This is a genomic window from Alcanivorax hongdengensis A-11-3 (assembly GCF_000300995.1).
Classification (GTDB): Bacteria; Pseudomonadota; Gammaproteobacteria; order Pseudomonadales; family Alcanivoracaceae; genus Alcanivorax; species Alcanivorax hongdengensis.
Genome location: NZ_AMRJ01000020.1, coordinates 1 through 20,665, shown reverse-complemented (window position 1 = coordinate 20,665; position 20,665 = coordinate 1). Strand labels below are relative to the sequence as shown.

Below are 20,665 nucleotides of genomic sequence, written 5' to 3'. Positions count from 1 at the left end.
CAGGCCTCAGAACTTGTAGTTGACCTGGGCGGTCACGCCGTTGGCACTGTTGTCGTAGTCCGCGTGGTACTCGTCCTGATTGACCTGGGCGGTGTTCTCCCACAGGTAGGCGTAGGCGAAGTCCACGCTCAGGCTGTCGCTGGGCGTCCAGCCGGCCCCCAGGGTGACCGTCTTGCGATCGCCCACCGGGATACGCACGGTGCGGTTTTCGTTGTCGGTGGGGGACGGGTCCACGGCAAAACCGGTACGCACCACCCACTGCGGGTTCAGCTTGTAGGAGGCACCCAGTGCGTAGGACCAGGTGTCTTCCCAGTTCAGGCCTTCTTCCACGGTGTTGAAGTTGGCCGCGTAGGCCGCGTTCACGCCACTGTTCTCTACCACGATCTTGTCCAGGCGGCTCCAGCGGGTCCAGGTGGTGCCGGCGAACAGGGTCAGGGCATCGCTGGTGCGCCAGGTCACGGAACTGTCCACGGATTCCGGCAGGGTGATATCCAGGCTGGCATCGTAGCTGCCGTTCAGGCCGGGCAGGCCGGTGGGGACCATCGGGTTGGGGGGGATCGGGCCAAGCATGCCATTGGCGCCGCTGACCTGGGTATCGCCGTCCAGGGTGTAATCCACCTTGGAGTGGTAGGTCACGCCCCAGTCCAGATCATTGCTGAGGGCAAACAGTACGCCGGCATTGTAGCCCACCGCGGTGTCGTCACCCTTGATCTTCACTTCCGCGTCGCCGCTGCCACCAAAATTGGCGTTGGGCAGGTTGCTGGTCAGTTCGCCATCAATGCGGTTCAGGGTCGGGCCCACGCCGAAGGAGATGCGATCGTTGAGCGCATAGCTGATGGTCGGCTGCACGGTAATCACCTGCACCTTGCTGTAGAGGCCGTGATAGCGCCCTTCCCAGCCATCTTCATAGTCACTGATCAGGCCGTAGGGGGCGTAGACGCCGATGCCCGCATGCCATTTGTCGTTCAGCGCGGTGGTGTAGTAACCGAAGGGAATGGTGCTGAAGGGCACCATGTCGCCATCGTTGCTGCCGCCGGCGCCCCGGGCGTGGCTGATGTCGGTGCTGGCATCGACAAAGGCCAGGCCGGCACTGATCTGGCTGCCTGGCAGGCGGGCCATGGCGGCCGGGTTGCCGTACAGGGCGCTGGCATCATTGGCGGTGGAGGCGCGACCGGCATAGGCGGTGCCGGCAGTGCTGGCGCTTTGCTCATTGATGGCCAGGCCGTTGGCCAGGACCTGACTGCTGGTCGCGGCAATGGCGGTGGCCAGGGCGGTTCTGAGGAAATACTTCATGGTTTAGCTCATCCCGAAAGTTGTTGTGCGCGCGCAACGTACCACCGTGTTACAAAAAACAACATACCGTTTGGCGCCTAAAAAGGCCGTAAATCCCGCGAAAAACTACGGAAATTAGGGTGAAACGGCGTGTATATGTCGTGAAGAAGGTTCACATGTGTTCGCGTTTTGAGTAGAGGGGTAACATTTTCGCGCATTTGGTATACGGCTTGTGGAGGCGCTGAGCGGGGGCGGGCCACCCTGGAGGGCAAGCCCGCGCTGGCCGGCTATTGTCAGGGGTGCAGGGGCATTTCGCGGGGTAAGTTGAGAGGGCATGAACCCGAAACGGCCGAGGGTCGGGCGCCATGCGGTCGGCTCGAATGGCGTTGCCATTTGTCAAACCCGGGGTTCCAGTGACGTTCTCGTACTTGGCCATAAAAAAAGGGCCTCCCAATGGGGAGACCCTTTTTTATATGGCACGCCCGAGAGGATTCGAACCTCTGACCTTTGCCTCCGGAGGGCAACGCTCTATCCAGCTGAGCTACGGGCGCAGAACTCTGTTGTACTGGCGGCGCATCTCCGCCTTAACGCTACCGGTATTTGCCGGCAGGAACCCGAGGGTTCAACGGGGGCGAATGATAGCCGGTTGTGTTTGCGGCGTCCATGGATGGGATGCAGTGTGCGATTGACTGGTTATAATCTGCGCGCCTGCCGCCACGAGGGTGGCAGAGCGTACGGGCTGTCTCTTCACGGGTTTCCGGCAGCCTGGTTCTCTGTCAATGAGCCCGTTGCCTGCTGCCATTGGCGGCGGGCCGGTTTGGGAGAGAGAGCATGAACCTGTACTGGACGGTATTGCTGGCGGCGGTGATTGTGGAAATTGCCTGGGCAATGAGTCTCAAGTGGATCCAGATGCAACCCGGGGTGGCGTCCGTGGGGACTTCGCTGGTGCTGACGGCGTTGAATATGGTGATGCTGTCCTATGCCATGAAGGGGATTCCCGTGGGCACGGCCTACGCGGTGTGGACCGGTCTTGGCGCGGTGGGGATTACGTTGATCGGGATTGTGTTTTTCAAGGATCCGCTGACCGTGGCGCGTATCGGTTTCATGGTGTTGATCATTGCCGGCGTGGTGGGGCTCAAGCTCACCAGCCGTTGACGCCGCCTCGGCCATTTTACAATCTTTTCCCGCAGTGACAGACAGGAATGGTTACCCTTTCGGTGCGGATGATGGAGTGAAACCGTGCGTATTGCCTATCTAGAAGATGATTCGGCCCAGGCGGAGCTGGTGACTCACTGGCTTCATGAAGCGGGCCACAACTGTATTCACCTGGCCAGTGGTCGCGAATTCATGTCGCTGCTGCGCCGCGACACTTTCGACATCCTGGTGCTCGACTGGGAAGTCCCCGACATGAGCGGTTACGCGGTACTGGAAGAAGTCCGCGCCAGTGGCAACCGCACCCCGGTCCTGTTTGCCACCCAGCGGGATGACGAATCATCCATTGTCGGCGCGCTGACGCAGGGGGCGGACGATTATATGGTTAAACCTACCAAGCAAGCGGAATTGCTGGCACGAATCACGGCGCTGGGTCGCCGGGCAGGTGTGGCGGACATGGATGAAGAAACAGCGATCATTACGGGCCCCTGGACGGTGGACCGGGCACGACGGCAGATTCTGCTGGAAGACGAACCTGTCAAATTGACAGACAAGGATTATGAGTTGGCGTGCTACTTGTTCCAGAATGTGGGCAAGTTAATGAGCCGCGCTCACCTGCTGGAAAAGGTGTGGGGCATCATGACACCCATTGAATCCCGCACCGTGGATGTGCACATCAGCCGGATCCGTCGCAGCTTGCAGATTCGTCCGGAGCGGGGGTACCGCATCAAAACGGTCTACCAGCACGGCTATCGTCTGGAGCCCGTCGACGAATAAGGACATGTTTTATGGGGGTATGGTTGCGTGCAGCCTTGCTGCTGTGCCTGCTTTCTCCCTCGGCCTGGGCAGGCGAGGATTGGCAGTACACCCTGAGGCCGTCGGATTCCCTGTGGAAGGTCTGCGAGCGCTTCGCCCAGAAGCCGGAAGTCTGCTGGCATGAGCTGGCCCGTCACAATGACGTGGCCGACCCGCGCCGCCTGCGACCGGGCGCCACCCTGCGCATTCCCGTTGAATGGCTGAAGGAAAAACCGATTCCGGCCTCGCTGGAAGCGGTACGAGGTGAGGTGCTGCTCTATCCCACCGATGGCAGCGCGGCCCATCCGGTCGCCAATGGCGATACCGTGCAATTCGGGGATGCGCTGGAAACCGGAGCCACCGGCAGCGCCCGCCTGCGCTTCGCCGACCAGTCCGAAGTCATCATCAAACCCTCCAGCTTGCTGGTAGTGAACCGCTACCGGCGTTTTCTTGGTCAGGACAGTGGCGCCACCGAGTTGCGTCTGGAGCGCGGTGCCATCCGTAACCGCGTCACCCCCCGGGACCCGGACCTGCAACCTTTCAAGGTGTATACCCCGGGTGCCACGGCGGCGGTGCGTGGCACCCAGTACTACGTGCGAGTGGATAATGAAGACACCACCCGCAATGAAGTGGTGAAAGGGCAGGTGGATGTGGATGCCCGTTCCCGGACCGCGGCGGTGGGCGCCGGTTTCGGCACCCTGGTGCGTCAGGATCAGCCGCCGGTGGCGCCGGTGGCCCTGTTGCCGGCCCCGGACGTGGTAGTGACGACTCGCCCCGGTGACTTGCAGGCGGTCTGGCCGACCCAGGCCGATGCCGCCGGTTACTGGGTGGAGCTGTATCAACAGCCCGGCGATACCCTGCTCGAACAGGATTACGTTCAGCAGGGCAGTTGGCACAAGACGCTGAAACCGGGCGATTATCGTCTGCTGGTACGCGCAGAGGATGACAACGGGCTGCGTGGTGAAGAACAATGGCAGGCTGTGCAGGTGCCAGATGAACCGCCGCCGCCACCGGAACCCGAGCCACAGCCCGAGCCTGCCAGCAAAAAACATTGGGATGTCCTGTTCTTCGTTGCCGGCGCCGCCTTGATACTGACGTTGTAATTTATGGCCAAACGGTTGGATGTGTCCCAACGCCGTTACCTGGCGGAGCACGTATCGGTGCTGGGTCTGGTGATCGGCTTGTGTGTGTTGCTGTCACTCAGTGGCGCGCTGTCCTTCATCAACCGTTATGTCTATGACAGTCTGCTGCACACGCTGCCGGATACGCCCTCCCCGGATATCGTGATTGTCGGCATTGATGAATACAGCCTGCGCGAGATTGGCCGCTGGCCCTGGGATCGCAGTGTTCATGCCGAGCTGATCAACAAGCTCACGCAGATGGGCGCCCGCGCGGTGCTGATGGACCTGATTCTGTCCGAGCCGGATCAGAGTAATCCGGCCTCGGATCAGAAACTGGTCAAGGCCATCGCCAACAACGGCCATGTCTATTTGCCGGTCCATGTGGAGCAGCTTCGTTCCGGCGGCCAGCTGATCGAAGTGTTGCCCTATTCCCCCTTTGCCCGTGCCGCCGCCGGCCTGGGTCATGTTGACCTGGAGCTGGATACCGATGGCGTGGCCCGCTCGGTCTACATGCGCTCGGGTATCGGCCAGGCCTGGTGGCCGCATATCGCCCAGACCCTGTTGCAGCAGGAGGGGCTGATTGCCGACAACCTCTACCCGGCGGATCGGGGCGAGGAGTTCTCCGGCCTGGCCAATGTGCGCAAGTTTCACCGTTACATTCCCTATGTGGATGGTCCCAACACCTACCCGCAGGTGTCCGCCGTGGAGGTCCTGCAGGATCTGATTCCCCGGCAACTGATCCAGGACAAGATCGTGCTGGTGGGCGCCACCGCCGCCGGCCTGGGCGACATGCTGCCAACGCCCATGGCCGGGCAGGGCGAGTTGATGGCCGGGGTGGAAATCAATGCCAATCTGCTGGACGCCCTGCGCCATGACCGGCTGATCCGGCACATGGACCCGGTCAGTACCCTGATACTGGGCTGTGTGCTGGCATTACTGGCACCGCTGTTGCTGCCCTATGTCTTGCCACGCTGGAGCATGCCGCTGGTGGGTGGCGTGCTGCTCGCGTGTCTGCTGGTCAGCATGGTGCTGTTGATTACCCTGCGGCTGTGGTTCCCGCCGGCGGCAGCCATGGCGGCGGCGATCATTGCCTACCCGCTGTGGACCTGGCGGCGGCTGGAATACTCCCTGTCCTACATGCGCAATGCCCTGGAACGGCTGGCGGAATACAGTGACCTGAACCGCCGTCTGACTGATCCGGCACCGCTGTCTTCCATGACCCGTATGCTCAACCAGGTGTTACCGGTGCAGGCCTGGCGGTTGATCGGTCCGGACCGTAACGAGCAGGGGGGCGAGGTGCCCCGTCCCAGTGACTGGCAGGGGCCTTTGGCCCGGCGTTACGTGTTCAAGCTGGATGGCGTGCGCTACCAGCTGGGCCTGATCTGGCGTCAGGCGCTGGATGCGGATACCTATGATTACTGGGTGCGGGCCATGCTGGTGCGCACCCGCAACCGCACGCCGGTGAGTGGGCCGCGCTACGAAGTGCTGGAAAAGCACATCGACCGCCTGCGCCGCGAGGAGCAGCGCCAGGAAGCGCTAACCCGCTTTTTCCAGGTGACCCTGGCACAGATGCGCGAGGGCGTGGTGATCGCCGACTCCTGCGGCATGATCGTGTTTGCCAACCCGCAGGCGTCCTACCTGCTGGGCATGGAGCCCGGTGTCATGGACAGCGAGCACTACACCCTGATGGAGCTGGGCCGGGAACTGGATCTGCGCGACAGCAGCTGGCGCGAGCTGCTGCAGAAGGCACTGGGCGAAGGGCGCATTCAGGTGGAGTGCCGTAACCGCCAGGGTTCGGACCTGTATCTGGATATTCTGCTGGTGCATGCCGGTGACAAGCCCGGGCGCATGCTGATTGTTTCCTTCAAGGATATTTCCGATGTGAAGCAGGCCTTGCGTTCGCGCTCGGAAATGCTCGATTTCCTCTCCCATGACCTGCGCTCCCCCATGGTGTCGGTGCTGGCGCTCACCGAAAAGATGCGCCAGAGCCCCGGTGACACACCCATGGAGGATTTCCTCAACAATGTTTCCCACTATGCCCAGCGCAACCTCAATATCGCCGAGCAGTTCCTGCAACTGGCGCGGGTGGAGGCCGTGGAGCGGGTCGAACTCAGCGAGCAGGACATGTTGGCGGTGGTGGAAAGTGCCATCGAGCAGGTGCAGATCCAGGCACAGAGTCGCGACATCGCCCTGCGCTTCGAATACGACCCGGACCAGGATGTCTGGGTCAACGGCAACAACGAGCTGCTGGAGCGGTTGATGGTCAACCTGCTCACCAATGCGGTGAAATACAGCCACGAGGGCAGCTCCGTGGATGTTCGCCTGTACGCCCGCGACGACAAGGTCTGTTGCGAGGTGCGTGACCGGGGCGTGGGTATTCCGAAGGAATTTCAGTCCCACCTGTTTGAACGCTTCAGCCGCGCCAGCACCAGCGGTGGCGCGCGCACCCGTGGTGCCGGCCTGGGCCTGCGCTTTGTGAAGGTGGTCACCGAGTTGCATGGCGGTGGCATTCAGGTGGACAGTGAGCCCAACGAGGGTAGCCGCTTCACCCTGACGCTGACCCGCATCGAGGTGGACTGAAGCGCCGGTTTGGTGCCGGGCGGGACAGTGGGTATACTTTTTTGACGCACTGCCCGGGCAACACCAACAACAAGAGGTGGCAGCATGAGCAAAGGGATCATCGCCGGTCTGACCATAATGCTGACCCTGCTAGTGGCAGGGGCGGCCAGCGCCAAGAACGCAGAAGAGATTTCCCCCTACCCGCTGGGGGAGCGCTCCATCCTCAGTGACCGCGCCGTGGCCGAGCGCATCAAGCCGGTGGGCTCGGTGTGTGTCAAAGGCAAGGACTGTGGCGCCAGCGAAGTGGCCGCCGCCGGCGGGGACGGCGAAGCCAAGGCTCCGCGAAGTGGCGAGCAGGTGTTCAACAGTGCCTGCACCCCCTGCCACACCGCCGGCGTGGCGGGTGCGCCCAAGGTCGGCAACGAGCAGGACTGGGCGCCGCGCATCGCCAAGGGCGAGGACACCCTGCTCAAGCATGCCGTTAACGGGTTCAATGCCATGCCGCCCAAGGGCATGTGTGGCGACTGTTCGGAGCAGGAAATCCAGAACGCCATCGAGTACATGATCCACAAGAGTGAATAGCCCTTGCGCTTTCTGATGATGCTGCTGGCGGTGCTGACACTGGCGGCCTGTAATGACCCAGGCAACACCGCCAGCCGTAGCCCGGACCAGATCTACCGGGGCTATTGCTCGCAATGCCATGCCGGTGGCAGTAACGGTGCTCCCCGCGTGGGGCCGGCCCACCGCATGGCCTGGTCCGATGAAATGGAAGAAGACGGCTTCGAGGGCCTGGTGAGCGCCGCCATCCATGGCCAGAACGCCATGCCCGCTCGCGGTACCTGTTTTGATTGCAGCGATGCAGAGCTGCGCGCCACGGTGATTTACATGCTCAAGGAGAGCGGCGCCAAATAACCAAAGGCTAATCCAGCAATGCCCGTAAATTGGCAATGCTGGCCTGGGCCACCGCGTCTTCCTTCTGTTCGTCTTTCTGTACACCGATGCCCAGATAGTCGATATCTTCCTGGGGGATTTCTTCCAGGAAGCGGCTGGCGGAGGTGTCCACCTTTTCGCCGTATTGCTTGCGGGTCAGCGCCTGGGTCATGGCCAGGGTTTCGCGGGCGCGGGTAATGCCCACGTACATCAGCCGGCGTTCCTCGACGATATTGTCTTCCTCGATGCTGGTGCGATGTGGCAGCAGCTCTTCCTCCACGCCCATCATGTAGACGTGGGGAAATTCCAGCCCCTTGGAGGCGTGCAGGGTCATCAGCTGCACCCGGTCGGAGTCGTCTTCCTCTTCCTGCTGCTCGAGCATGTCCAGCAGCACCAGTTTCTTGATCACCGCTTCCAGGTCGCTGGCGCCGTCGTCCTCTTCTTCCTGTTTTTCCAGCATGCGCTCGATGCTGCGTACCAGCTGCCAGACATTTTCGATGCGCTTTTCACCGATGCGCGGGCTGGAGGCGTTCTGCATCAGCCAGCCTTCATAGTCGATGTCGCTGATCAGTTCGTTGACCGCCTGCAGGCTGTTCTGGCCGAAGCAGAATTGCCGTTTGGCATCCAGCCAGGCCTTGAACTTCTGCAGTTTTTCGGCGGACTTGGGGGCCATGACTTCGCTGAGGGCAAAGTCGTCACAGACATGGTAAAGCCCCTGTTCCCGTTTAAGGGCCCAGGTGGCCAGTTTTTCCAGGGTGGTGGGGCCGATTTCCCGGCGCGGCGTGTTGATGATGCGCAGGAAGGCGTTGTCGTCATCCGGGTTGACCAGCAGTCTCAGGTAGCACATCAGGTCCTTGATCTCGCTGCGCGAGAAAAAGCTGGTGCCGCCGGAGACCTTGTAGGGAATCGACAGACTCTGCAGCTTCATTTCCAGAATGCGGGACTGGAAGTTGCCGCGGTAAAGGATGGCGAAGTCCTTCCACTTGAGGCCCTGTTGCAGGCGCCGGTGGAAAATATCGCTGGCGATCCATTCGGTTTCCGCGTCTTCATCGCGCAGGGCGGAAAAGCGGATCGGTTCGCCATAGCCGAAATCCGACCACAGGGTTTTCTCGAACACGTGCGGGTTGTTGTCGATCACTGTGTTGGCCGCTTTCAGGATGCGGCCGGTGGAGCGGTAGTTCTGTTCCAGCTTGACCACCTTTAGGGTCGGCCAGTCTTCCTGCAGTTGTGCCAGGTTCTCCGGGCGGGCGCCGCGCCAGGCATAGATTGACTGATCATCGTCGCCTACTACGGTGAATTTGCCCTCCGGCAGGGTGAGCATTTTCACCAGTTCGTACTGGGCGCCGTTGGTGTCCTGGTATTCGTCCACCAGCAAGTACTGGATGCGGTTGCGCCACTTTTCCAGAATGCGCGGCTGCTCGCGGAACATGCGCGCCGGCATCAGGATCAGGTCGTCGAAATCCACCGCGTTGCAGACCCGCAGCATGCGGTCATAGCCACCATAGGCCATGGCCGCGCGCAGGGCCTCGTCGCTGTCGGCGGTGCTGACCGCTTCCTCGGGCAGCACCAGGGCGTTCTTCCAGTCGGAGATGCGCTTGTGGATGGCATCCACCGCATTGAGATCCTGTTCCGATTCGCCCTGGCGCAGGATCTCCTTGAGGATTTCCTTGCTATCGGCACCATCCAGGATGGAAAAGCCATTGCGCAGGCCGCAGGCCTTGAGCTCGGATTTGAGAATGCGCAGGCCCAGGTTATGGAAGGTGGAGACAATCAGGCCACGGGTCTGGTCGCGGCTGACCAGCTGCTGCACCCGCTCCTTCATTTCCCGGGCGGCCTTGTTGGTGAAGGTCACCGCCGCGATGTGCCGGGCCGCCATGCCCCGCTGCTGAATCAGCCAGGCGATCTTGCGGGTGATCACGCTGGTCTTGCCGGAGCCCGCGCCGGCCAGAACCAGCAGGGGGCCATCCGCGTAATCAACGGCTTCCTGCTGGCGGGGGTTGAGTCTGCTCATGGGGCTCCGAGTTATCCGGGGGGTGGAACGGAGCGCTATGATACCAGTGACAGGGGCGCGCTCCAGTGCCCCTTGTCAGTTATCATGTCAGCCTGTCTCCGCCGCCGATGATGCACTATGCGACTGGACTATTTTCTTGCCCACAGTACCGGCCTGAGCCGCAAGGACGTCAAGCAGCTGATCAGCCGTGGTGCGGTGGCCGTGGACGGCGAAGCCCGGCCGCGCGCCAATACCCGGCTGCATCCGGGGCAGGCCGTGTGGCTGCATGGGGAGCCTGTGCAATTGCCGGGCCACCGTTACCTGATGCTGCACAAGCCCCAGGGGGTGGTCTGTTCCACCGATGACCCGGATCACCGCACCGTGCTGGATCTGTTGCCAGGCGCCGAGCGCCCGGGCCTTCACGCCGCCGGGAGACTGGATCTGGACACTACCGGGTTAGTGCTGCTGACCAGTGACGGTCAGTGGTCACACCGGCTGACCGCCCCGGGCCAGCGCTGCGCCAAGCGCTACCGGGTAACCTGTGCCGACCCGGTGACGGAGGCGGACCTGCAGCTGTTGCGTGAGGGGATTGCCCTGCGCGGCGAGGACAGGCCCACCCTGCCGGCGGCGGCGGAGTCCCTGGGCGTGCGCTCGTTAAGGCTGACCTTGCACGAGGGGCGTTATCATCAGGTCAAACGGATGCTGGCGGCGTTGGGCAACAAGGTAGTGGCCCTGCATCGTGAGCAGATCGGGGAGATTGCACTGGATCCGGCGCTGGCGCCGGGGCAGTACCGGGCACTGACCGACCACGAGGTGGCCAGCATCGCGCCGCCGGCGTCCTGAGCTCCGGTTGTCACAGGCCAGACAGGGAGAAAGTCATGGCAGAACGCACCTATCACGCCGTCACCCTGGAAACGGTCCAGGGGGATATCACCCGTCAGGATGATCTGGATGCGGTGGTCAACGCCGCCAATGCGCGTCTGAGGCCCGGAGGTGGCGTGGCCGGGGCCATTCATCGCGCCGCCGGTCCGGGCCTGGCCCGGGAATGCGAGGCGCTGGCGCCGATACAGCCAGGGCAGGCGGTGATCACCGCCGGCCACGACCTGCCCAACCGGCATGTGATCCATTGTCTGGGTCCGGTTTACGGCCTGGACGAACCCGCCGACCAGCTGTTGGCCGCCTGCTATCGCCGGGCCCTGCAGCTGGCCGACGAGGCGGGGCTGACCTCCATCGGCTTTCCGGCCATCTCCACTGGCGTGTTCGGTTACCCCATGGCCCCGGCGGCCCGGGTTGCCCTGTATGCCGTGGCGGCCAAGGCGGACAGCCTCACGTCAGTCAAGCTGGTGCGTTTTGTGCTGTTTGCCAGGGAAGACCTGGCTGTCTTTGACCAGGTACTGGAGACCATGACCGAGTGCACCCGCTGACCGTCGTTTGACCTTTCCTGCAGGCGCAACGCTCGAGTCGCGAACAGGCGTTGTCTTGACCTGGCCTTCGCGACTCGAGCGTCGCTCCCACGGTGGGCTAATAATTAGCCCAGCTGGCCCTGCAGCTTCATCACATCCACGGTCCGCTCCGGATTCAGCGGATCGATCAGGGTGTGAGCATCCTTGTAGACCCGCGGAGTCTTGTAGAGCATGGCCACCGCCTTGACGTGGCTCGGGCAGACATAGCGCTCCGACATTTCCTGCTGCAGCCAGGCACGGACTTTCGGGGCCTGGTCGGAGCCCATTTTGGGGAACAGGTGGTGTTCCACATGGTGGCTGAAGTGGAAGTGCAGCGGGTCGATCCAGCGCCAGGCGCGCACGCTCATGGAGTTGTCCACCGGGTGGTTGTTGTCCATCTGCGGGCGCAGCATGTGGTTGGTGAGAATATAGCTCTGGCCAATGAAGTTGATCATCATCATGGGGATCAACACGGTGAAGATCGCCAGGGGGCCGGACACAATGGCCAGGGTCAGCCAGGCGGCCATGCACAGGTAGGACTGGCGGATGGCCTTCTTGCGGTCGAAGCCCTTGAACTCCTCGCGCTTGCGGGTCTGCATGCGCAGTACCAGCTGGGCGTGGAACATGAAGGAATAGAACAGGAACAGGAAGCTGTACCAGGTGCGGCCCCCGGGGGCCAGCTTGGTGAAGTTGGCGGTCTGGGGGTGTTTTTCATAACGGACCATGGTGCCGAAGGAGTCCGGGTCCTTGTCGCCCAGGTTGGTGTGGGCGTGGTGAGCCACATTATGCCAGCGGCGCCAGAATTCCGGTGGCACCAGCGCCGGGCCAAACCCGACCCAGCCGAGAAAATCCTGCATGCGCCGGCTCATGCCCAGGGCGCCGTGCAGCACCTCGTGGGCCAGCAGGGCCTGGCAGGCCAGGGTATGGCCGGCCAGCAGGCTGAGCAGCAGGTTGCCCCACCAGGGCAGGTCCAGGGTGAGAATGGCGGCCAGGCTGGCCACAATGATGGCGCTCATGGGAATGAACCACAGGGCGCGTTTCGGCCGGGATTTGAAGGCTTCCGGGCCCAGGTCTTTCTTTACCGCATCACGAATGGCGCGGGCATCATCGGCGCCGAAGTGGCGGCTGTAGGCAGATGCGTCGGACATGATGGCTAACCTCTCCTGAGGGGGTTTTTGAGTGGCGCCATTGTGGGCAGGTCCGTGGCGGTGGCGAAGAGCCGAGCCGGTCAGCGATCTGTCATTTTCGGACAGGGGGCAAACTGTCGTATGCTAGCATCATGACCCGAGATCGTTTTGTGCAGCTTGACCCCGGCCCGGCCCGTTCCCCGGTCTCCGTGAATTACGTGCGTAATTTGCTGGAGCTGATCGGTGACGTGGGCGTGGATACCCAGCGCCTGCTGGATCAGGTGGGGTTGAGCGAAGACGAGGTGTACAACCAGGAACCGGCATTGCGTTTCGAGCAATTCAGCCGGGTCATGCTGGGTGCCCGGGAAATGACCGGCGACCCGGCCCTGGGCCTGCTTCTCGGTCAGCAGCTGACGCTCACCGCCCACGGCCTGCTGGGCTATGCGGCCATCAGCAGTGACAACCTGGGCGATGCCCTGCGGCTGCTGGAGCGCTACTTCCGCACCCGTACCCGCCTTTGCATTCCGCGCCTTGAGCCGGGCAGCCAGTGGGTGCGCTTCTGCCTGGCGGAAAGCATGCCGCTGGGGCCGATCCGGGAAACCTACCTGGAAGTGGTCACCGCTGCCCTGGTGGGCGGCATTCGCTACCTGCTCGGCGATCGCTTCCGCGACGCCACCCTGGAGCTGCCCTATCCGGCGCCGCACTATGCCGAGCGCTACCGCGCGCTGCTGGATATGCCGGTGCAGTTCAATGCCGAGGTGGCGGCCCTGCGCCTGCCCGCGTCGTTGCTTGATGAGCCTTTCACCCTGGCTGACCGCGCCTCCCGGCAGATGGCCGCCCAGAAGTGCGAAGAAGAACTGCAGAAGCTGGAAGCGGATCAGGACTGGGCCAGCCGCGTGCGGGCTCGGCTGATGCAGGCGGAGGGCATGCTGCCCAGCCTGGAACAGCTTGCCGGCAGCTTCCATGTGACCTCACGAACCCTGCGCCGCTATCTCAATGCGCTGGGTGTAAGTTACCGCTCACTGCTGGAAGAAGTGCGCATGGCCAAGGCCATGCGTTATCTGCAGGCCAATATCACCGTGCAACAGGTGGCCAACAAGCTCGGCTATGCTGACCCCAGCAACTTTGCCCGTGCCTTCCGCAAGTGGACCGGGCATCCGCCCAGCCACTTCCAGCCGTAAATCCGTATTCCTCCAGGCGGGATCGTCGTCTTTTCCCTGTAGCAATCCCCGGCCCGTGACGATAGTGTTCCTGTCCGCGTCAGCCAAAAACAATCGCCCATGAGCAATCACGAACCCGTGCTGCTGGTCTCCCGCCACAACCATCCCCGTGGCAGTTGCCAGCGTGGCCGCATGCAGCGCCAGCGCCTGATCCATCGCGCTTCCTACGTGGTGGTGCAGGATCTGGCGGGTCGGGTGTGTGTGCAGAAACGGGCGGATGACAAGCACTTCTACCCCGGTGGCTGGGACCTGGCCGCCGGCGGCGTGATGCGACCGGATGAAAGCCCGGCCGCCAACCTGAGCCGGGAACTGTTCGAGGAGCTGGGCGTGCAGCGCCACTTCCGGCGCTGGCAGTGGTTCTGGTTCGCCAACCCCCATCACCGGGTCTGGGGCGCCCTGGCCCGGGTCACCGTCTGCCCCCGGGCGGTGTCGCTCAGTGACGAAGTGGTGGCGGTGGACTGGTTGCCGGCCCGCCAGGCCCTGGCCCTGGAGAATGCCACCCCGGATACCCGAGTGGCCCTGTCCTTGCTATTGGCATCGCGGCGCTGAGCGTTTTGGTCCTTGTCGGCGGCGGGTCTGCTGGGTAGGTTCTCCCCATCGAGAAGGAGAGCCTTATGACACAACGATTCAGCGTGGCCGGTAAACGTATCCTGATTACCGGCGCCTCCAGTGGCTTCGGTGCCCATTTCGCCAGGGCACTGGCCCGGGAAGGTGCTGACCTGGTGCTGGCCGCCCGCCGGGTGGAGAAGCTGGAAGATACCGCCAACGCCGTCCGTGACCTGGGCCGCGAGGCCACTGTCGTGCCCATGGACGTAAGCGACCATGCCAGTGTGGAAGCGGCCTTTGAGCAGATGCCGGCGCTGGACGTGGTGGTCAACAACGCCGGGGTGTCCCATGAAGGCCCCACCGAAAACCTCAGCGAAGAAGACTGGGACCGGGTTGTCGACACCAACCTGAAAGGGGTGTGGGCGGTCTCCAAGTTCGCCATTCAGCAGTGGAAGCGCGATGAGCGCCCGGGCAGCCTGGTGAACATTGCATCCATCCTCGGTCTGCGCGTTGGCGGCCGTGTTGCCCCTTATACCGCATCCAAGGCCGCCGTGGTGCAGCTGACCAAATCCCTGGCGCTGGATTGCGCCCGCTACCAGATTCGCTGCAACGCCATCTGCCCCGGTTATGTGGAGACCGACATCAACCGCGATTTCTTCAGCAGCCCGCAGGCGGAAAAAATGCTCAAGCGCATCCCTTATCGCCGTCTGGGCCAGATTGATGAACTGGTCGGCCCGTTGCTGCTGCTGGCCTCCGACGCCTCGTCCTACATGAGCGGTGCCATCATCGCCGTGGACGGCGCCCACCTTTGCAATACTCTCTAATCTTTACCGAGGACAGATCATGGATTTTTCCCTGAGCCCGGAACTGGAAGACCTGCGCCAGCGTGTGGCGGCCTTTGTGGAGGCGCAAATCATGCCGCTGGAAAACGACAGGGCCAACTACGACGCCCACGAAAACTTCAAGGAAAGCGTGGTCGATGGGTTGCGCGAAAAAGCCCGTGCACAGGGGTTGTGGGGTTTCCAGCTACCGAAAGAGCGCGGCGGTCTGGATGTGGGCGTGGCCGGCATGGCCGTGCTCTACGAAGAAGCGGCCCGCAGCCCGTTCGGCCCGGTGGTTTTCAACTGCGCGCCGCCGGATGACGGCACCATGATCATGCTCAACAAGGTGCTCAATGACGAGCAGAAAGCGCGCTGGTTGCAGCCGCTGATCGACGGCAAGGTGCGTTCCGCCTTTGCCATGACCGAACCCGATGGCGGCTGCGGTTCCGACCCGTCGCTGACCTATACCACCGCCACCCAGGACGGTGACAACTGGATCATCAAGGGTCGCAAGTGGTTTATCACCGGCGCCGAAGGCGCACAGACCTTTATCCTCATCGCCAAGACCAGTGATGATCCGCGCAAGGGCCTGACCGCTTTTCTTTTCGATGCCGACCAGCCCGGCTGGGAAGTGGTGCGCCGCATTCCCATCATGGGCCCGGAAGAGCACGGTGGTCACTGTGAGCTGAAATTCGATGGTCTGGTGATTCCCGACGAGAACCGCCTGCTCAACGTGGGCGATGGCCTCAAGGTCACCCAGATTCGTCTCGGTACCGCCCGCCTGACCCACTGCATGCGTTGGCTGGGCCTGGCCAAACGTTGCATGGAAGAAGCCGCCGGTTACGTGGAAAACCGCATGAGCTTCGGTACCACCCTGGCCGAGCACGAAGGCGTGCAATGGATGTTGGGTGACGTGGCCAAGGACATTGAAGTAGGCCGCCTGCTGACCATGCAGGCGGCCTGGAAGCTGGATCAGGGGGACTTCGCCAAGAAGGAAATCTCCATGGCCAAGATCCACGTGGCCGACACCCTGCACAAGGCGGCGGATACTGCCATCCAGTTGTGTGGTGCCCGCGGTTACTCCAAGGATACCCTGCTCGAATGGATCTACCGCTACGCCCGCCAGGCGCGGCTGGTGGACGGCGCCAGCGAAGTGCACAAGATGGTGCTGTCGCGTTTTTATCTCAAGGAGAAGCGCGACTTCTTCAAGTGGGGCGTGTAAGGCTGCTCCTCAGCTGCAACACGCTTCACGCACAAGCAGCATGCACAACAAAGAGCCTCGCATTCGCGGGGCTTTTTTGTGTTTCTGTGCTCAACGGACATAACGTGAATCAGATGCCTTTTGTAGAAGCCCAGCTCGCCTGGCTCCTGAGCATGCAAGGGGTTTGTCAGAGGATCCTTAACCGTTGCTGGCGCGGCGCAGGGTTCTGGCCGGGGTTTCGCCGAAGCGGGCGCGGTAGGCGCGGGAGAAGTTGCTGACATGGCGGTAGCCGGTTTTTTCGCTCACTTCCTTCACGGACAATTCGCCTTTTTCCAGCCAGCGATTGGCGGCAGCCATTCGTTCATTGCGCACGTACTCGGCACAACTGAGGTGAAACTTCTGCCGGAAAAGTTGATCCAGTCGATTTTCCGTCATGCCAGCCTGATTGGCCAGGCGGGCAATGGAAAGGTCGCCGCCCAAGTGGTTTTCAATGTGTAAAGTGATATCCGTCAATGCCTGCTTTTCCCAGACAATAATGCGATCTTCATTAAAGTCATCATCACAGAAAAGCTCGATGATTTCTGCCAGAAACAGATTGGCGATACCTTCCAGTTTCAGCTTTCGGGCAGTGCCGCGGGCGTTGTGATCAAACAGGTTGCCGCCCAGCTGCCGCAAGCGGCTGCTGGGGGAAAACGACTGGCCGATCTGGATGTCGCCAAATTTTTTATCGCGAAAAAGCGATAATTTTTCCGGAAGCTCACCATCAAATCGTTCCAGCAAGGGGGAAAGGGTTGACGCTACGCCCACATGGCGAATCAGTTGCCCCTTGAATAACCTAAAGCGACTGCCCGAAGGGTCCACGCGCATCAGCAAGGCAGAGTCGCTGGTCAGGCTGAAGGTATTGCCATTGGGGTGGCTCAATTCCGAATGGCCCTGCAGGTGCATGGCGGAGCCGATCCAGGGTTCACTGAAACTGTTCTGCACCTGCACATGGCAGTCATCCAGGGCTTCGTATTCCATGCGATAGAGCACCATGCCACTGGCAAACTCCAGCCGTTCCATGCGCCCGCGGATGCCGGGCAGATCAATGGCCTGGCCACCATTCATATGGGCTACCACCAGGCGGGATGGTGTCTCGTTGTTGTCGTGATTATCCATAATGAAAATGGCCTGAGATCATCAAAAAGAATGAACGCCCCGGAAAAATGATAAAAACCCGGAAAATGACATAAGTGAGAAGTGGTTCTCACTCAAGCCGCTCTCTACCCTACAGCGCAGAAACAAAAAAATCATGTCGGGGTAGGTCATGTCTTTTTTTATTCGACGTCACCATGGTGGCGAGTCTCACGCTGTTCGCGCAGAAATACTGTGTGCCTTCGGGGCGGCGCTGGCGTTCTTGTTGTTGCCGGGGGTGGCAAGCGCGGCGGTCGATGGTGCCGATGGCACGGGGCATGACGGTGTTACCGGGGGGCAGGGGCACGATGGCGGTGACGGTGGGGCGTTTGATGATGGGGGCAACGGTGGCGATGGTGCCAGTCTGGTTTACTCGCACGCTCCTGCCTATGAAGCGTCGACCACAACCGGTATTGACGCGGACAGAACTGATCTGACTGCCGTGGCTGGCATCAATAATGGTGACCAGATCCGCGTCACTGTGGATGGTGTTGCGACCACTGTCACCATCAATACTGGCGACAGGTTGATTGATTTGGCAGCGACCATTGACCAGATCATCAGCCCGTTCGAGATGAGCGCCAGTGTGACTGACAGCGGCTCCGGTGGTGACCAGCTGATCATCGAGGGCGCGCAGAACTTCCTGGATCTGCAGATTGCCAATATCACGGGCACGCCGATTTCGGCCACGGGGATTCATTTCGTGAACCTGCCGGGCACCCTGGGGGATGCGTCGCGCCCCTTCAGTCATGGTGGTGATGGGGGGGATGGCGGCGCAGGCTCTATGCTGGCACCGGGAGATTATTACTTCACGTTTTCTACCTCGGGTGGCGATGGCGGTGCGGGTGGCTCTTCCGATTACTTCTACGGTAATGGTGGTGCGGGGGGCAATGGTGGCCCGGGACTGCTTATTACCTCCCCGGGGGACCGCTTCACCCTGTTCAGCGGTGCGGAGTTCCACGGTGGCAATGGTGGCAATGGCGGAGCGGCTGGTGCAGAAGGCATCGGCGGCGATGGTGGTGATGGTGGGGCAGGTATCCAGACAGATGCAGGTGCTGAAATCATCATTAGTGCCGGCGCGCTAGTGGCAGGCGGCGACGGTGGCTCGGGCGGTAGTGGTGGCACGGCGGGCACCGATGGTATTGGCGGCTACGGCATCCACGGTGCCAATCTGGACGTGACCCTGGCCGGCACCGTGAACCCCGGCGCCAACCAGCCCACCGCCATCCTCTTTGCCAGTGGCGACAACCGCCTGACCCTGGAAAGTGGCTACAGCCTGGGCGGCAATGTGCTGGCCAATGGCAACAATGACGTACTGGCGTTGGGTGGCGATGTTGACGGTAGCTTTTTTACGAATGCTGTGGGAAGCACCTTTCAGGGTTTTGAAGGTTTTGAAAAAACCGGTACCAGAACCTGGACGTTGACGGGCTCAGGGGCGCAGGACTGGTGGGTGCGGGAAGGCACGCTGCAGGGAAACGCCTCTAACCTGGGTGGCAATATTCTTAACGACGGACATGTGTTGATTGACGATTCCAGTTCTGGTGATTACGCGGGGAGGATCAGTGGTAGCGGCAGCGTTACCTGGAATGTGGATAGCATTATGCTGAATAACGCACAGACTTACACCGGACTGACGCATATCACGTCAGGCATTATAAGTGTTAACTCTGCTGTTCCCTTTGTTGGGAATATATTGCTAGAGGCTGGGACACAGATTACAGCCAACAGTAGAACAGGATCAGCTCAATATGACGGGGTAATTTCGGGAGATGGGCTTTATTTCATTAACGGAGGGAATGTGGTCTGGACGGCAGACCACACCGGTTTTACAGGTCTGACCAGAATCAATAACGCAGCGACACTGACTCTGGGAACGGGAGGAAACACTGGAACCATCGTGGCGGATGTGTATTTTGGTGGCACTCCCGGCACCCTGGAAATCAATCGCGGCAATGACTATTTCTACGACGGCGTTATTTCCGGCGCGGGCAACCTGATCAAGAACGGTGCCGGCAATTATATTCTCTCCGCCGATCACTCCATGACGGGCAATGCCACGGTGAATGCCGGCGGCATGTTTGTGAACGGGGCCATGAATGGTGTGGCCTTTACCGTGAACGATGGCGGCCTGCTGGGCGGCAGTGGTTCACTGGGCGGCACCACGGTGCTGTCCGGCGGCACCCTGGCACCGGGGGATGGTCTGGGTGCACTGACCATCAACGGCAACCTGACCCTGGAACAGGGCAGCCTGCTGGATTTCGGGTTCGGTGCGCCAAGCGGTGATTTCGTGACGCCGGGTTCCAGCGACAGTGTCTCCGTCAATGGCGATCTGGCCATCAATGGTTCGACGCTGACCATCAACGATACCGGTGGCTTCGGGCCGGGCCTGTATCGTCTTTTCGATTACACCGGCACCCTTTCCGAAAGCAACGGTGGCCTGCAACTGGCGAACCCGGATCCCGCCTACGCCCTGCAATATCTGGCCGGCGACAAGCAGATCAACTTGATCAATACCGTTGGCACCACGCTGAATTTCTGGAACGCCAACGGCCTGGCCAGCGGCACCACCCAGGGCGGTGGCGACGGCACCTGGACGGCGACGAATCACGTCTGGACCGACGCCACCGGCTCCATCACCGGCCCCATGATTCCCTCTCCTGGCTTTGCCATCTTCGCCGGCGATGCCGGTACCGTCACGGTGTCGGATGCGGATGGCGCGGTGGAAGCACAAGGCATCCAGTTCGCCAGCGATGGCTATGTTCTCAGCGGCGATGCCCTGAACCTGACCGGTACGGAAGGGGAAATCCGCGTGGGCGATGGTAGCGCGGCCAGCAGCAGTTATGTGGCGACGATTGAGAATGACATTACTGCGACGAATGGGTTGGTTAAAACCGGTGAAGGGACGCTGGCGCTGTCCGGCGGATTGTCTCAGGCCCAGGACTGGTGGGTGCGGGAAGGCACGCTGCGGGGAAACGCCTCTAACCTGGGAGGCAATATTCTTAACGACGGACATGTGTTGATTGACGATTCCAGTTCTGGTGATTACGCGGGGAGGATCAGTGGTAGCGGCAGCGTTACCTGGAATGTGGATAGCATTATGCTGAATAAGCGGGGAGGATCAGTGGTAGCGGCAGCGTTACTTGGAATGTGGGTAGCATTTTGCTGTATAGCGCACAGACTTACACCGGACTGACGCATATCACGTCAGGCATTATAAGTGTTAACTCTGCTGTTCCCTTTGTTGGGAATATATTGCTAGAGGCTGGGACACAGATTACAGCCAACAGTAGAACAGGATCAGCTCAGTATGACGGGG

General features: G+C 61.4%; 17 protein-coding genes and 1 tRNA gene. 13 read left to right on the top strand and 5 right to left on the bottom strand.

Features of this window, described 5'->3' with window-relative positions:
• Positions 1-6: 6 nt before the first annotated feature.
• Positions 7-1,293: an OmpP1/FadL family transporter gene (locus A11A3_RS12145; RefSeq protein WP_008929599.1), complete on the bottom strand. Its 1,287-nt coding sequence runs from the start codon at positions 1,291-1,293 to the stop codon at positions 7-9.
• 453 nt (positions 1,294-1,746) lie between these two features.
• Positions 1,747-1,823 (bottom strand) — tRNA-Arg (locus tag A11A3_RS12140).
• 280 nt (positions 1,824-2,103) lie between these two features.
• Here A11A3_RS12140 and A11A3_RS12135 point away from each other — a divergent pair.
• The 6 genes from A11A3_RS12135 to A11A3_RS12110 all read left to right on the top strand — a co-directional run bounded on the left by A11A3_RS12135 (position 2,104) and on the right by A11A3_RS12110 (position 7,811).
• Positions 2,104-2,427, top strand: a complete 324-nt coding sequence (locus tag A11A3_RS12135) for a DMT family transporter (protein WP_008929598.1) — start codon at positions 2,104-2,106, stop codon at positions 2,425-2,427.
• 84 nt (positions 2,428-2,511) lie between these two features.
• Positions 2,512-3,201, top strand: a complete 690-nt coding sequence (locus A11A3_RS12130; protein WP_008929597.1) for a response regulator transcription factor — start codon at positions 2,512-2,514, stop codon at positions 3,199-3,201.
• Between the two features lie 11 nt (positions 3,202-3,212).
• A complete protein-coding gene (locus A11A3_RS12125) occupies positions 3,213-4,322 on the top strand; it encodes a FecR family protein (protein ID WP_008929596.1) in 1,110 nt (369 codons plus the stop codon).
• Positions 4,323-4,325: 3 nt separating this feature from the next.
• The gene (locus A11A3_RS12120; RefSeq protein ID WP_008929595.1) at positions 4,326-6,920 is read left to right on the top strand and encodes a CHASE2 domain-containing protein; all 2,595 of its coding nucleotides are present in this window, start codon (positions 4,326-4,328) and stop codon (positions 6,918-6,920) included.
• Positions 6,921-7,004: 84 nt separating this feature from the next.
• Positions 7,005-7,481 carry a c-type cytochrome gene (locus tag A11A3_RS12115; protein WP_008929594.1) on the top strand — a complete coding sequence of 159 codons (477 nt, stop codon included), beginning with the start codon at positions 7,005-7,007 and terminating at the stop codon, positions 7,479-7,481.
• Between the two features lie 3 nt (positions 7,482-7,484).
• A complete protein-coding gene (locus A11A3_RS12110) occupies positions 7,485-7,811 on the top strand; it encodes a c-type cytochrome (protein WP_008929593.1) in 327 nt (108 codons plus the stop codon).
• Between the two features lie 7 nt (positions 7,812-7,818).
• On the opposite strand, the gene rep is transcribed toward A11A3_RS12110, so the two are convergent.
• Positions 7,819-9,840 (bottom strand): DNA helicase Rep, encoded by a 2,022-nt coding sequence (gene rep, locus A11A3_RS12105; RefSeq protein ID WP_008929592.1) that lies wholly within the window; start codon positions 9,838-9,840, stop codon positions 7,819-7,821.
• A gap of 117 nt (positions 9,841-9,957) precedes the next feature.
• Between rep and A11A3_RS12100 the strand changes: the two genes are divergently transcribed.
• Together A11A3_RS12100 and A11A3_RS12095 are read left to right on the top strand one after the other, a co-directional pair.
• Positions 9,958-10,662 carry a pseudouridine synthase gene (locus tag A11A3_RS12100; RefSeq protein ID WP_008929591.1) on the top strand — a complete coding sequence of 235 codons (705 nt, stop codon included), beginning with the start codon at positions 9,958-9,960 and terminating at the stop codon, positions 10,660-10,662.
• Positions 10,663-10,697: 35 nt separating this feature from the next.
• The gene (locus A11A3_RS12095; protein WP_008929590.1) at positions 10,698-11,243 is read left to right on the top strand and encodes a macro domain-containing protein; all 546 of its coding nucleotides are present in this window, start codon (positions 10,698-10,700) and stop codon (positions 11,241-11,243) included.
• Positions 11,244-11,347: 104 nt separating this feature from the next.
• On the opposite strand, the gene A11A3_RS12090 is transcribed toward A11A3_RS12095, so the two are convergent.
• Entirely contained in the window at positions 11,348-12,409 is a 1,062-nt protein-coding gene (locus A11A3_RS12090) for a fatty acid desaturase family protein (RefSeq protein ID WP_008929589.1), read from the bottom strand.
• 131 nt (positions 12,410-12,540) lie between these two features.
• Between A11A3_RS12090 and A11A3_RS12085 the strand changes: the two genes are divergently transcribed.
• The 4 genes from A11A3_RS12085 to A11A3_RS12070 all read left to right on the top strand — a co-directional run bounded on the left by A11A3_RS12085 (position 12,541) and on the right by A11A3_RS12070 (position 16,197).
• Entirely contained in the window at positions 12,541-13,569 is a 1,029-nt protein-coding gene (locus A11A3_RS12085; RefSeq protein WP_008929588.1) for an AraC family transcriptional regulator, read from the top strand.
• 99 nt (positions 13,570-13,668) lie between these two features.
• A complete protein-coding gene (locus tag A11A3_RS12080) occupies positions 13,669-14,157 on the top strand; it encodes an NUDIX hydrolase (RefSeq protein ID WP_008929587.1) in 489 nt (162 codons plus the stop codon).
• Positions 14,158-14,222: 65 nt separating this feature from the next.
• Positions 14,223-14,978 (top strand): SDR family NAD(P)-dependent oxidoreductase, encoded by a 756-nt coding sequence (locus A11A3_RS12075; protein ID WP_008929586.1) that lies wholly within the window; start codon positions 14,223-14,225, stop codon positions 14,976-14,978.
• A 19-nt stretch (positions 14,979-14,997) separates the two neighbouring features.
• Positions 14,998-16,197, top strand: a complete 1,200-nt coding sequence (locus tag A11A3_RS12070) for an acyl-CoA dehydrogenase family protein (protein WP_008929585.1) — start codon at positions 14,998-15,000, stop codon at positions 16,195-16,197.
• A gap of 177 nt (positions 16,198-16,374) precedes the next feature.
• On the opposite strand, the gene A11A3_RS12065 is transcribed toward A11A3_RS12070, so the two are convergent.
• On the bottom strand, positions 16,375-17,334 hold the full coding sequence (locus tag A11A3_RS12065) for a helix-turn-helix transcriptional regulator (RefSeq protein ID WP_008929584.1): 960 nt from the start codon (positions 17,332-17,334) through the stop codon (positions 16,375-16,377).
• Between the two features lie 148 nt (positions 17,335-17,482).
• On the opposite strand from A11A3_RS12065, the gene A11A3_RS12060 reads away from it, so the two are divergent.
• Positions 17,483-20,542, top strand: coding sequence for a beta strand repeat-containing protein (locus A11A3_RS12060; RefSeq protein WP_157375657.1), 3,060 nt, complete (start codon positions 17,483-17,485; stop codon positions 20,540-20,542).
• Positions 20,543-20,665: the final 123 nt, after the last annotated feature.